Source organism: Streptomyces sp. NPDC086023 (assembly GCF_044540325.1).
In the GTDB taxonomy this organism is placed as follows: Bacteria; Actinomycetota; Actinomycetes; order Streptomycetales; family Streptomycetaceae; genus Streptomyces.
The window spans coordinates 1-12,319 of the sequence record NZ_JBITRX010000020.1 but is presented as its reverse complement, the minus strand read 5'-3'; the positions used below and the strand labels follow the sequence as shown (position 1 = coordinate 12,319).

Here is a 12,319-nt window from a genome sequence, read left to right as displayed (position 1 = left end):
CCTCCTCAGCCCACCCCCACGGCCGGACCCGGACCCCGCCCCGCGCTCGGCACTTTCCCTGCGGACCCCAGCCCGAGGCTGGTTGGAGGGTCTGGGCAGCTTGTCTGTTCCGTAAAGTTCAAGGCCCGGAGGTGCTGGGCCGCTGGCGGCGGAACCGCCACGACCGGCACCCTGTCGAGTAGCCCCTCCTGCTGGCTGGTGCTTTGCAGCGCGACGCCGGCCCTGGTCATCGACCAGGGCAAAGGCGTTGCCGTGACGTGGGCCTCTGTGAGTTAGTGAGCGGCATGAGGCAACGGGAAGCGATCTGTCCGCACAGCGAGTGCGCGCGTGGCGTGGTGATGCACCTGAACAACACGACGGTCATCCACCCGCAATACGTGGCCAAAGACCGCAGCAGCAACGGCATGCCGCCGTACGACCCCACAAATGGACTCAGCGAGAGAATCACCAAGGAGACGTGGAGCTGCACGTACTGCAAGCGGACAACCGTCGAGCTCGTCTGGTGGAAAAAGCCAGAGGTCGAGGAGGCTGACTTCGTCGAGGTCATTCGGCGAACGGTCCACCCGGAGGCCATTCCCCGAACGCTGCAGCCGGAAGTCCCGGAAGCCATCCGGAGCCTGTTCCACGAGGCTGCCCGCACGGAGGCCGCCGGCGCGATGCGCCTCGCCGGCGCCGGCTACCGCGCCGTGGTGGAGGAGATATGCAAGGACCAGGGGGCCACCGGGAAGACCCTCTACAACAAGATCACAGAGCTGAGCTCAAGACTGCCCCCCGACGTGATCGACGCACTCCACGAAACCCGGATGGTCGGCAACGACAGCCTGCATGACGGTCTGGCCTACTCAGGGGAAGAACTGGCGGACATCGCCGAGCTGGTCACAGAAGTGGTGTTGGTCCTGTACGTCCAGCCTGCACAGCGTGCCGCAATGGCCGCCGCCCGCGCAGCTAGGCGTGCCTCCGGCCAGTCGGCCTAGCTTGACCGAGACAACCCATAGTCCGGGCTCCCGGGCCCGTGTTCCTCTTCCCGGTCCCACCTCTGCGCCACTCGGCATCCCTCCCCTTCACCGGAGTCGAACCGAGCCTAGGTCCTCGACTCATGCCCACCAGGCTGAGTCTCGAAGCTCGTTGCTCATCAAGGCGACCACGCCCTCGACCAGCATCCCGCCCGCCGAAAAGCCTCCGACCGGTGACGTCTACCCTCGGCATCGTGAGTACCGCCTCCGATCCCCGAGCGATCCTGGACGCCTGGCTCGCCGGAAGCTACGTCCGCGCCGACGGCCAGCCCGTGGCCGGCCGCGCCTGGGACGACGACACCGTCTACCGGTACACCGCCGCGCTTGCCGAGTGGCTGGTCTACCCGGCCGGGCAGGTGCCGTACGACCAGTCCTGGTTCGCCTACATCGGCCCCCGCGTCTGGCACTTCACCGCCGACGACATCCGCGCCTGGGCCGACCGACTCACCAACCAGGACGGCACCATCATGAGCGAGGCCGCCCGGGCCCGGGCCGCGAGCGCCGTCCGCTCCTTCTACAAACACTGCGAGGACGCGCTCGGCGCCACCTCCTGGAGGCTCCCCCGCCGCTCCCAGCTCGTCGGCTCCGTCCCCGCCAAGGATCAGGGGCTGCTCTCACGCGACCAGATGGAGGCGCTGCGCTCCGCCGCCGACGGGTACCGCGGCACCATGCCCGAGCGCGCCCGCCTCGCCGTCTACCTCGCCCTCGCAGGCCTGCGCCCCGGGCAAGCCATCGGCCTCTCGCTCCTCCAGATCCAGCGCGACGACCAGAACGCCCCCACCTGGCGCCTGCCGGCAAAGAACAACTCCGCCTCCGCCGTCGCCGCCACCGCCCCGATCCCGCTCCCCGTCGTCTGGGCCCTAGACGACTATCTCCCGGTGCGGACCTGGAAGGCGCCCTACTCCACCGAGACCGCCGGCCCCGTGCTCGTCTCCCGGCTCGGCCGCGCTCTCGACCGGGTGACCTATCCCAAGCTCATCCGGTCCGTGGCGGCCACCCACCGGTTCCTCGCTGAGGACGCCGCCGCCCTGTCGCCCGACGTCATCGCCCGCTCCCCGAGCCCACTGACCGCCTGAACGCAGGTCACGGCATCACTCGCTGCCACCGGAAGGCCGCCGCGAAACGGGGCATGACGGGGCGAAATGGACATCCAATATGGTGGCCGATTATTCGAGCCTGCTGCATATTGGGTTTTCACTATGTACATTGGTGACGCCGCCCAACGCACTAATCAGTACGCTAGGGTGGACCTAATTGAATCTTCCGTCGCTGCACAATAGATTGCCGGTCCTCCAAATGTGCGCAGCAGAGGCCCGCCGCGATCCGTCACGACGGGCCTCGACTACCGCCCGGGCTCGTTTACGCCGAGCCCGGGCGGTGCTACGCCCTCCTGTCCAGGAGGAGAACCGCCAGCGGTACGAACGGGCCGATCAGCTCCAGGAGCCGAACCACCCGTGGCTTGACCTTCTTCCACCGGTCTCCGCCACCGCTGTCGTCCTGCGTAGAACACATGCTGTGCCCTTCCCCCCTCGGGAGGGATCGCCATGCGCGGTCCCTCGTAGCGGTGGTCCGGCGGCAGGGCCTCCGGACCACCCGTCGAGGGGCAGCACAAGCGTGCCCATAAACTCGGAGTACGCAGGAGCTGAAGCCTATCGGGCAGGAAAGGGCGCGGGCGAGCGATCACCCGAAAAAACCTCCCGCACAGGGGATTCGCAGCCGAGACCTCAGGTTGATAAAGGGGTGGCGGGCCCAACCGTCCGGGCCCGCCACTGAAAAGACCAGCAGGGTTACCGGGTTCGCCCGCGTCCGGTCTCGGGTCCGTCCAGCCGGTGCTGGTACGGCTGCTGCCTTGAGCCGGGATCCTGGGCAGGACCGTGCTTCGGCTGGTCCGGCTTGCGGGCGGTGGCGGTGCTGCGGGACCGGGCAGCCGCAGCGGACGGCCGGGCTGGCGGGGCGAGGCGCTGGGCGTCGGCGGGCAGCAGGATCGGGATCGCGCTCTGCTCGATCCTGGCCATCCGCTCCGGCCACTCCGGGCCGAGCCCGCGGGTGGCCTCGCGCAGCCGCAGCTGGGTGTCGACGAAGCCCTTGCTCTCTGCTGCCGCGAGGGGGCGGGTGCGTTCGGTCTCGACTCCGTCGCGCAGGGCCGGCGGGGCGGCCCACTGTCCGGAGCTGTCCAGGCTGTTGGCGTAGCGGGGCTTGCTCTCGCCGCGGCGGTAGACGCCCGCCAGGTCGACCAAGGCGTTGCGGTCGACGCGGTCGGCCAGGTCGAGGGTGCCGTCGAAGGATTCGTCGGCGTTGGCCTGGACGGTGAGGCGCCCCTGTCCCCGGTCGGCGAGCTGCTCGATGTACCGGTTGACGATCCCCTGGTCGCTCAGGGCCTTCGGGACGCCCATGAACAGGCCTTCGATCCGGGCACCGGACTGCCGGTAGGCCCGCATCTTGTCCTCCACGGCCTGCGCGTTCTGCGAGGTCTCCTGGATGATCGCGTGGAGTTTATGGGTCCGGACGTACTCTTCGGCCTGTGCCATCCAGGCCCGGCCGTCGGCCCGGGTGTAGGCGGTCATGAGGGTGTCGTCGCGCGCCATCAGTTCGTCGTAGGCGGGGTGGTAGGGCTTGTAGAGGTCGCTGTCGATGTCCGCGAACCCGCCGTGCTGATTGAGGGCGGCCGCGACCATCTCGGTCACCCGACTCTTGCCGGCGCCGGGCTGGCCGACGAGGAAGACCACGGTGGGCGTCTCCTGCGGCGCCCGTCCTTCCAGCAGGTCGGGGACGATCCGCTCGCGGAAGATCCGCTGGTTCTCCGCCTCCGGTAACCGGTAGCGCACGACTTCGGCCGGGTCGATCAAGCAGCACCTCCACGGACCTCACGGGCGAGCTGCGCGTAGCGCTGCCGGGCCGCGGCGATCTGCTCCCGGTCGCTGGAGCGCAGCTCCTCGCGCTCACGGGCGAGCCGGGCCTGAGCCGTGCGCGCCTCCTGGATGACCGTCCGGTCGGGGTGCGGCTTGGCCTCCTCGGCGGCGATGCGGGCGCTGTAGGCGCCGACCGCGCCGTTCACCGCCTCGATCGCGGCCTCGTACGCGGCGGTCTCCTCGTTGGACCAGTCGTGCGGCTCCAGCGCGTGCGTGACGGAGATCCCGTTGCCGGGCGTGGTCATAGTGACCTCCTTCTCGAAGGGTCGATCGTGGTAGACGCGACGTTCACGGTTCTCGGCGGCCAGCACGGGGTCGTCGAGGCTCACAGTCTCGCCCCCTTGCAGCTCTGGGGGATGAGCAGGCCGTTCGTGCGGTGCAGGACGCGGTCGACGTACTCCTCGCGGTCGAACCCGGCGTCAGCGCGGAGTTCCTCCGGCGTGCGGGTCCAGTCGGCCAAGTCGGCCACCTCACGGGCGCCGCGAAGCGCGTCCTCTCGAGTGGGGAAGGCGACGAGGCCCAGGCCGGAGTGGTGGGCCAGTCGCCAAGGGTTGGCGGCACCGTCGCCCTCCTCCTGGAGGTCTTCCGGCAGCTCGAAGACGCGTAGCCCGGGCACCGGCTCGACACCCGCCACGGCGTAGCTGTCGCTTGAGCCGACCACGGGGATCGGGCAGGGGAGCGGCGGCAGCGCGTCGCCGTACGGGTCGACTTCGGGGTGCGTGTAGCGGATCGGCTTGCCGAGGGCTCGGGAGTAGTCGATCTCCGAGCGGGTGGAGTCCCCGATGTAGTTGCCAGGACTTCGTCGGCGAGGCGGATCTTCGCGCGGTGCAGTTCGTCGAGGGCCTGCTTGAGCTCGTCCGCGGCGGCCGGGTCGGCCCACAGGGGGTGCGGCTCCTTCAGGTTGCAGCCCAGGCGGACGACGATCCGGCCGGCGACCGTCTCCCGGAGGTCCGCCTCGGTCATCTGCGCCATGAAGCGGGTGGAGCCGCACAGGGCGACGATGACCGGCAGGTCCAAGCCCCTCTTTGCGGAGGCGAGCTGCTGCTCAGGACTGGCTGACCAGGTGTGCGTCATGGGTCAGTTCTCCTGGTCCTGGTTGTCGTGGGAGCCCGGCTTCGTACGGGCGATCCGGACGAGCGCCTCACGGAAGACGGGCACGTTCTCACGGCTCATCTCGTAGGCGATGTTCTTGTGCCAGCTGGGGTTGTCCGGGTCCCACACCGGGCGGATGGGCGTGCTGATGCCCTCCGGCCACCAGCCCTCGCGTACACCGCGCGGGATGGCTCGGGACAGGGCGACGGTCGGGCCGTTCAGCTTGCCGAGCACGCTGCGCAACTGGTCTGCGTCGATGTAGCCGTCGCCTTCGACGATGACCATCTCGGCAAACCGACGGGCACTGGTGGTCAGGTTGCGGAGGTAGCGCTCGGCCCTGTCCACCGTCCAGGTGGTGTTGATGGTGGAGATGGTCAGCTCCGCGGCGTGCGCGGCGGCGAGTGCCACCAGCTTCTCGGCGAAGGCCTCGTCCGCGCCCTCGATGGTGATCTTCATGGAACCCTCTGTCAGATTCTCACCCGGTTCTCCGGGGTCTTCATCAGTCTGCATGGGCCCGAGCCGGGCCCATGCAGGATTGCGAGAATCTGGTCAGATTTCTTCATGTCCCATGACGAGCGGAGTCATGGTTCCGGGATAAGCTCACATATCCGGGAACCATCTGATACAAAATCTGGTACGTAATAACAGGCTTGACGGATACTCAGGGGCAGACCATGGCCAATGCGGAACCTTCGGGCGCGGTGAGCATCGCGACCCGCCCGCCCGCGGTGCCGGCGCCCGGACGGTTCGACCCCGCGATCGAGGAGCGGCTGGACCGGCTCGACCGCGAGGCCACACGCCACGTCGAGGACGCCCGCCCGCAGAGCACCCGTGAGGGGTACGCCGCCGACTGGCGCGCGTGGCTCCGCTTCTGCGCCGAGGCCGACCTCCCGCCGGCGGCCGTCCGCTCCGGCACCCTGGTCGCCTTCGTCGAGTGGTGCTGGCACCAGCCCGCACGGCCGCCTAAGCCCGGATTCCCCCCCGGCAAGCTGACCGCGCCCTCCACCATCGACCGTCGCCTGTCCGGCATCGTCGTCACCGCGCGCCGCCAGCTCAAGCTCCAACTCCAGCCGGACATCGCCGAAGAGGCCCGCGCCCTGCTCAAGGCGAAGACCAAGGCGATGGCGAAGACCGAGGAGACCCGTGGCCGCGGCCCGGCCCCCGCCCTGCTCGTCCGGCACATGGAGCAGATCGCCGCCGCCCTGCCCGCGAACCGGTTCGGCGTGCGCGACCTCTCCCTGATGACCCTGCACTTCGCCCTCGCCGGCCGCGAACACGAGCTGGCCTTCCTCCGGGTGCGCGACATCGCCGAGGACCCCGAAGGCCGCGGCCTGATCGTGGACGTACGGGTCTCGAAGGTCGCCCCCCGCGAGGTCGAGGTCGTCTACGGCTCCCGCGCGCACATCTGCCCGGTCCGCGCCTGGCGCCGCTGGAAGGAAGACGCCGGCCTCGACGCCGACCCGGACGGATTCGCCTTCCGCCGCCTGCACAACCGGTGGCACACCGCCCTCAAGGGCGGCCTCGACCCCGAGACCGTCGGCGACATCCTCACCCGCATCGGCGCCCGCGCCCACCTCGACATCCGCCCCACCGGCCACAGCCCCCGCCGCGGCCTGGTCACCGAATCCGCCCGCGCCGGGAACGCCGACGCCCTCGCCGAACGCCAAGGCGGCTGGGCCAAGGGCTCCAAGGTGATGCGCGGCTACCGCGAAGCCGACGACGGATTCAGGGAGAACGCCCTGCACGGCGTCCTGTAACCGGAACCCGGCAGGCGGGGCTCGCACGTCCTCCCGCGTCGGCCACCTCTCCGCCAGCCTTCCGCGAGAGGTCGGCCCGTGCATGCGACAGAGGTGCTCCGCGCCAGTGGCTCGCGGAGCACCTCTCTTATGGTCGGTTCAACCCATTACACGGTCTGCTCCAGCAGCAGCCACCGAACGCTTTCCGGCCGTTCGCCCGTGCGAGTTCGGCAGAACTCTTCCAGCACTTCGCGGACTTGCGCCACGGGAATGGCGGCCTGCGGCGGATAGTAGGTAGGCGTGCCCGGGTCTGAGATCAGTTTTGGGTCGAAGTCCGGCGGGCTTGGATTTCCTGATGTCCAAATGAACCTGGAGAGGTGGTCGCTGTCTGCATCGTCAGGGACGTTTGTGGTCCACCACTTCAGGGCCCCGTATCCGTTGCGGGTGTTCACGGTGACATAGAGGCAGTTGTTGGCCCACCTCTCGTCCGTTTCCTCTGGATACTTTCCGGGGACGATGCTGACCACGGCCCTCTCCGGCATGATCGCGAACCCGTCAGGAGTCTGCGAGCCCTGCTGAAGGCCGGTGATGAGGTGCTCGATGAGGCCGGCGATCTCCTCTTCCGACCTGGCGTAGGTCGCACCAGCACTTGTGGTTGCCAGGACGATCAAGCTGTCTCCATCCTTCTTCACGGCCTCTTGGCCTTTCCTCGCAGCGGCATGGGTTCCGCCATCCCAGGATAGTGCACCCACATCGTCTGGTCCTCGTAGAGGAGGGCCGGAACAGCGTCCTGGCAGCCCATCGAGTTCGCAGAAGACACCTTCGGGCAGACGTAGTTCTTGTTGATGACGAAATGCATTTCCTTCACATTGGGGTCATTGCGCATCGCCCACGCGAGTTTGGCTTCGGCGTGATGCGAGACATCCGCATAGCCGGGGAAATTGCGGAAGTCCGGGGACTCCTGCAGGAATTTGTTGATGTCTTCCGAGAGGGGGCTGCGTCCACTGCGGACGGGGGTATCCCAGATCGGCTTACCGTTCGGATCGAACGCGAGTCCGGACGTCTCGACGCCCTCGGGCGAGGGCCCAAGCTTCTTCCAGGCACTCTGCACCCAGATGGGGCAGGACTCGTCGGTGTTGTGGACGAGGAGGTGGCTGGTGCCGGTGGAGACGTAGTAGGTGTGGAGGCCGTCGACGGTGAGGTCGTAGGCGTCTTGGAGCCCCTGCCAGTCCCGTGTGTTGGCGATGGTGACGGTGCCCTGCGGAGTGCGCAGGGTGTCGCCGGCTTCGAGGTCGGCGGCGTCCTTCCAGCTCCGCTCGCCTTCGGACCAGTAGGGGTGGTGGCTGGTGGAGGTGAGGGCCGAGCCGTCGGTGAGGGTGACGTCGGTGAAGTTCCGGTCGTCGGGGGTGTGGATGGTCCGCAAGACCGTCCGCGGACCGGTTTCGCCCGTGGTGGGGTCGGAGGCGGTGACGAGGTCGCCGGCCTGGATCTGCTCGATAGGACGGCTGGTGCCGTCCGCCATGAGGACCTTCGTGCCTGCAGGGAAGCTGTGAGCCGCGCCGGTGAGGCACCCGATCGTTCGCCGGGCCGTGCGGAGGCTCTTGATGCCGGCGACGGCTTCGTCGACCTTGGTCAGGAGCTTCCATTTGCCCCACGGCAGGACGCCGACGGCTGCCATGACGCAGTTGAAGCCGGTGGGGTTTTTGACGCAGTCCTTGATGTCGTTGAGACCGGTCAGCTCCCACACGATCTCGCGGGTCATGGGATCGATCTCGGGCATGCTCTGGATCACGGAGTTCTCCGGATCCGCCGCGCAGGCCATGATCGGTGCCATGGTCTCGCGGGTGGGGTGCGGCACGCACACCCGCTTGGGCTTGGCGTTCTGCTGACGCTTCAGTTCTTCTTCGAACTGGCGTCGGGCTTCGGCCTCCTCCTTCTCCCGCAGGGTCTGGACGGCCTTCCAGGCTGTTGATGCCTCGTTTTCGGCGGCCTCCTTGCTCTTGCCGGCTGCGATCGCGGACTCGCGGGCCTTGGTCGCGGAAGCGTCGGCGTCGCGGGCTGACTGGCGTGCGTAGGCGGCGGAGAACTCGGCCTGGGCTGCGGAGTTCTCCGCAGCGGTGGCGTCCTGTTCGGCGCGGTTGGCCGCGTTGCGCGCGGTGGTGGCGGAGTTGGCAGCAGCCGTAGCGCTTGCGGCGGCCATGTCGGCCGAGGCCTTCGCGTTCGCCGCGTACGTGGTTGCGGCTTCGGCGGACTTCTGCGCTTCGGCCGCAGCGGCCTTGGCCTCGAGTTCGGCCTGGGTGGCGTAGGCGGCGGCTTCGGCTGCCCGCCAGCGATTCTCCAGAGCCTTCGCAGCGACCTGGTCGCCCTCGGCGAGGAGGCCTTCGATCAGGTGCCTGTGGTTGGTGGTGAGGTCGTCCTTGCGCTGGGCCATGTACTGGCCTGTGGCGACGAACTCGTGAAGGAGGTCAGGCGGCCCGGCCAGGGCGACCTTGGCTGCTGCCTTGACCTCGTCTCCGCCGGTGGTGGCCAGCCGTGCGGCGATGACCTTCTCGTCATCGACACGCTGGGAGTACTGGGTGATCTGGAGGAAGGTCGCCAGTGCCTTGCCGGTGCCGTCGGCGAGGGCGACCTTGGCAGCCTCACTGACACCGTCGCCGCCGGTGGTGGCCAGGCGGGCGACGTCCACCTTCATGTCGTCGAGGCCGACCGCGTACTGACCGGTGGTCTGGAAGCCTTCGATCTGCTCAGGCGTGCCCTTGAGTGCTTCGAGAGCTGCGGCGCGGACGGAGGCGTAGGGGCTCTGGCTGCTCAGGTGGACGACGCGTGCGCGGACGTCCTGCTGACTGGCCTCTTTCCAACGGGTGCGCAGGTAGTCCAGCACGTCCTGGTCGGTGCCGGCCAGCGCGCGGGCGGCGGCTTCCTTGTGCCAGGGGCCCAGAAGCTTCATCGCCTGCATGGCGAGCTGGCGGCCCTTGGCGGCGGTTGCCTTGACGTCGACGTCGGGCCGACCGGCTTCCTGGGCGAGCAGGTTGGCCGTGTCGTACAGGGCCGTGGCCTGGACCTGGGAGGCCGCCGAGGCAGAGATGGCCTTGTCGCTGTCGGACTTTGCTGAGCGGGCGCGCTCGATGGCCGCTTCGGTGCGAGTGAGGAGGTCTGCTGCCTCAGTCTCCTTGGAGAGGTCGAAGATCTCCTTGGCCTTCGCGACCGCGGCGGTGGCTGCTTCCGCCGCTGTCTTGGCCGCATCGGCCGCGGCCCGGGCCTTGGCTGCGTAGGTGGCAGCGTTACCGGCCTGGCGAGCGGCTTCTTCGGCGAAGGCGGCCGCGTTTTCTGCGTGGGTGGCAGCGGAGTCCGCGGCTTTCTTGGCGTCGAACGCAGCGGTGGCTGCACGACGGGCCAGTGCAGCAGAGCGGTCGGCTGCAGCTCGGGCGGCGTTCGCGTGACGGCGCGCCTCGGCCGCGGCCTGGCGAGCCTCGCTCGAGTGCACGCCAGCGGCGTCCGCGTAGTTGTTCGCTTCGTCGGCGGCGTCAGCAGCCTCGTCGGCATTCGTGGAGGCACCCTTGGCCGCCTCGGAGGCAGCACCGGCCGCGGCGGATGCCTTGCCGGCCTGCTCAGCGGCGACGCCAGAGGCCTTCGCAAGCTGTGCGGCTTCGCGTGCGGTGGTGGCGGCCTTGCGCGCGTCCTCGGCGTTGCCGGCATTGCCTGCCGCGGCGATGGCGGCCTTGTAGGCCTTGTTCGCTGCATCCGCGGCAGCGGCAGCAGCCGACGCGGTCTGCGTGGCGGCGAGGGCGGCCCTGCGCGCGGCGCGGTTGGCTGCGTTGGCCGACCCGATCGCTACCTGCGCAGCGGACGCCGCAGCACGCGCCGCGTCGGCGGCCTGCTTGGCCTTGAACGCCGCCGTGTCGGCGTCGGCCTTGGCAGCCAGGGTCTCCTGGGCTGCCTTCTTCGCGGCCTCCTTGGCCAGGTTGGCGGCCGTGATCGCCTTGGTGGAGGCCTCTTCGGCCTCCTTGGTGGCATCCTCGGCCTGCTTACCGGCTTGCTTGGCCTGCTCGGTCAGCTCAGCGATCGAGGCGTGAACCTGGTCGCGGTTGCGGGCAGTGAACTGCCCGACCTCCAGGAACTCGACGATGTCGTCCGGTGTTCCTCGTAGCGCGACCTTGGCGGCCGCCTTGAGGTTCGGACCGCCGGTGGTGGCCATCCGGGCGACCTCTACCCGGTTGTCATCCTTGCGGGCGACGTACTGGCCGGAGTGCAGGAACAGCTCGCGGTCCTCGGCTGTACCCAACAGGGCCGTCTTGCCGGCATCCCGTACGCCCGGCCCACCCAGCATGACCATCCGCGCGATGTCGACCTTCCGGTCTTCATCGAGGGGGCCTTCGAAGCCGTCGAGGAGGAACCGCTCGATGTCGGCGGGCGACTTCAGCCAGGCTTCCTTGGCGGCCTGCCGTACCGCGGGACCGCCGGCCATCACCAGCCGGGCCGTCTCGATCTTGTTGTCGTCGTGCTGGATGGTCCGCGCCTCGTCCAGGAATGCGCGGATCGCTTCGTCCCCGCCGAGGAGCGCCTGTTCAGCGGCCTGCTTCAGTCCGGCGCCGCCGGTCTCCCAGTAGCCGACGACCTGCTCCCGCACGGTCACCGGTGGCGCTGCAGGAACCTCCTCCGCGACGGCGGCAGGTGCACCGAGCAGACCCGTCAGCAGACCCGCGGCCAGCAGACCTCTGAGTCCGCGCCGGCGAGCCGAGAAACTTTCCAACGCTCCCGAACCAGGTGGCCGGGAGGGTATATGCCGCCTCATAGGGCGGTCCCCCTTTTATTGTCGAACTTCAACCCGCCGGAACGACACGGCATTCACACAGGGGGAACCTGCGGAAGAAATAGATGGGCCGGCCTTTAAGGCCGGAAGGACGCCGCCACAGCGTTCAAGACGGGCTCGATCTGCATGATCGTACAGCCGCCCCGGGCACCGACCGCCGTCGGGCCAGTCCGATCGCCGCCACTAGAGCACACCTCTAAGCAGCAGGTCAGCTGGCATACACCCGCAGCCCGGCATCCGCGAGCGCCCGAGGGCCGTCATCCTGGCACCCTCCACCGCCAGACAGGTCTGACGATGCGTCAAATTACGGATGGTTGTACGGCGCGAGGAAGATCTTTTGAGAGATTGATCATGTTTGAAATGAAAGGGAGACGATCTTGAATGTGATTCACTTTCCGGGAATCTGATGGGACCTCTGCGTCTCGTCTCATGCTTTTTCGGAAGGCCCATCATGGCTATATCCCGTGCGCGTAGATACCTGGCAGCCGGTCTGCCGTCCGCGCTCGTGCTGTCTGCAATGACCCTCGCGGCGGCGCCGTCGGCGACCGCGGACACCTTGCTCCCCGGTGTCGATGCGATGTCGTACGCGGTGGAGGACCACTCCTACCCCGAGGCCGCGAAGATCAAGGCCGAGAAGGGCATCACGCTCAAGTCCGGTGACGGCCGGCTCCTGCTCGCAGCCTGCGACGGCGCGCAGGACATCATGGTCAACAGCCGCTCGGGGCTGAAGGACTACTGCTTCGACGTCAAGTCCAAGCC

At 68.5% G+C, this 12,319-nt stretch carries 9 protein-coding genes and 2 pseudogenes; 4 read left to right on the top strand and 7 right to left on the bottom strand.

Translation table 11 applies throughout. The features are described from left to right. Positions 1 to 338 precede the first annotated feature (338 nt). Both ACIF6F_RS30290 and ACIF6F_RS30285 read left to right on the top strand, forming a co-directional pair. Complete coding sequence (locus ACIF6F_RS30290) at positions 339 to 974, top strand: DUF4145 domain-containing protein (RefSeq protein ID WP_399953909.1); 636 nt, start codon at positions 339 to 341, stop codon at positions 972 to 974. Positions 975 to 1,207: 233 nt separating this feature from the next. Next, the gene (locus ACIF6F_RS30285) at positions 1,208 to 2,089 is read left to right on the top strand and encodes a hypothetical protein (RefSeq protein ID WP_399953906.1); all 882 of its coding nucleotides are present in this window, start codon (positions 1,208 to 1,210) and stop codon (positions 2,087 to 2,089) included. Positions 2,090 to 2,393: 304 nt separating this feature from the next. Here the strand turns inward: ACIF6F_RS30285 and ACIF6F_RS30280 are convergent, their stop codons facing one another. The 5 genes and pseudogenes from ACIF6F_RS30280 to ACIF6F_RS30260 all read right to left on the bottom strand — a co-directional run bounded on the left by ACIF6F_RS30280 (position 2,394) and on the right by ACIF6F_RS30260 (position 5,470). Next, on the bottom strand, positions 2,394 to 2,525 hold the full coding sequence (locus ACIF6F_RS30280) for a hypothetical protein (RefSeq protein ID WP_399953903.1): 132 nt from the start codon (positions 2,523 to 2,525) through the stop codon (positions 2,394 to 2,396). A 275-nt stretch (positions 2,526 to 2,800) separates the two neighbouring features. Next, a complete protein-coding gene (locus ACIF6F_RS30275) occupies positions 2,801 to 3,859 on the bottom strand; it encodes a zeta toxin family protein (protein ID WP_399953900.1) in 1,059 nt (352 codons plus the stop codon). Next, a complete protein-coding gene (locus tag ACIF6F_RS30270) occupies positions 3,856 to 4,251 on the bottom strand; it encodes a hypothetical protein (RefSeq protein WP_399953897.1) in 396 nt (131 codons plus the stop codon). The genes ACIF6F_RS30275 and ACIF6F_RS30270 overlap by 4 nt, the downstream gene beginning before the upstream one ends. A gap of 371 nt (positions 4,252 to 4,622) precedes the next feature. Beyond that, positions 4,623 to 4,996: pseudogene (locus ACIF6F_RS30265) on the bottom strand (hypothetical protein); the annotation flags it as partial. Between the two features lie 3 nt (positions 4,997 to 4,999). Next, on the bottom strand, positions 5,000 to 5,470 hold the full coding sequence (locus tag ACIF6F_RS30260; RefSeq protein ID WP_399953895.1) for a hypothetical protein: 471 nt from the start codon (positions 5,468 to 5,470) through the stop codon (positions 5,000 to 5,002). A gap of 218 nt (positions 5,471 to 5,688) precedes the next feature. Between ACIF6F_RS30260 and ACIF6F_RS30255 the strand changes: the two genes are divergently transcribed. Continuing rightward, positions 5,689 to 6,771 (top strand): integrase, encoded by a 1,083-nt coding sequence (locus ACIF6F_RS30255; protein WP_399953892.1) that lies wholly within the window; start codon positions 5,689 to 5,691, stop codon positions 6,769 to 6,771. 146 nt (positions 6,772 to 6,917) lie between these two features. On the opposite strand, the gene ACIF6F_RS30250 is transcribed toward ACIF6F_RS30255, so the two are convergent. Continuing rightward, a complete protein-coding gene (locus ACIF6F_RS30250; RefSeq protein WP_399953889.1) occupies positions 6,918 to 7,442 on the bottom strand; it encodes an Imm1 family immunity protein in 525 nt (174 codons plus the stop codon). Beyond that, positions 7,439 to 11,383 carry a DddA-like double-stranded DNA deaminase toxin gene (locus ACIF6F_RS30245; protein WP_399953884.1) on the bottom strand — a complete coding sequence of 1,315 codons (3,945 nt, stop codon included), beginning with the start codon at positions 11,381 to 11,383 and terminating at the stop codon, positions 7,439 to 7,441. The genes ACIF6F_RS30250 and ACIF6F_RS30245 overlap by 4 nt, the downstream gene beginning before the upstream one ends. Positions 11,384 to 12,011: 628 nt before the next feature. On the opposite strand from ACIF6F_RS30245, the pseudogene ACIF6F_RS30240 reads away from it, so the two are divergent. Continuing rightward, positions 12,012 to 12,319: pseudogene (locus ACIF6F_RS30240) on the top strand (hypothetical protein); the annotation flags it as partial.

What these genes read in the sequence shown, in the direction of transcription:
- ACIF6F_RS30290 (WP_399953909.1), top strand. Translation starts at nt 339, where the DNA reads ATGCACCTGAACAACACGACGGTCATCCACCCGCAATACGTGGCCAAA.
- ACIF6F_RS30280 (WP_399953903.1), bottom strand. Translation starts at nt 2,525, where the DNA reads ATGTGTTCTACGCAGGACGACAGCGGTGGCGGAGACCGGTGGAAGAAG.
- ACIF6F_RS30260 (WP_399953895.1), bottom strand. Translation starts at nt 5,470, where the DNA reads ATGAAGATCACCATCGAGGGCGCGGACGAGGCCTTCGCCGAGAAGCTG.
- ACIF6F_RS30255 (WP_399953892.1), top strand. Translation starts at nt 5,689, where the DNA reads ATGGCCAATGCGGAACCTTCGGGCGCGGTGAGCATCGCGACCCGCCCG.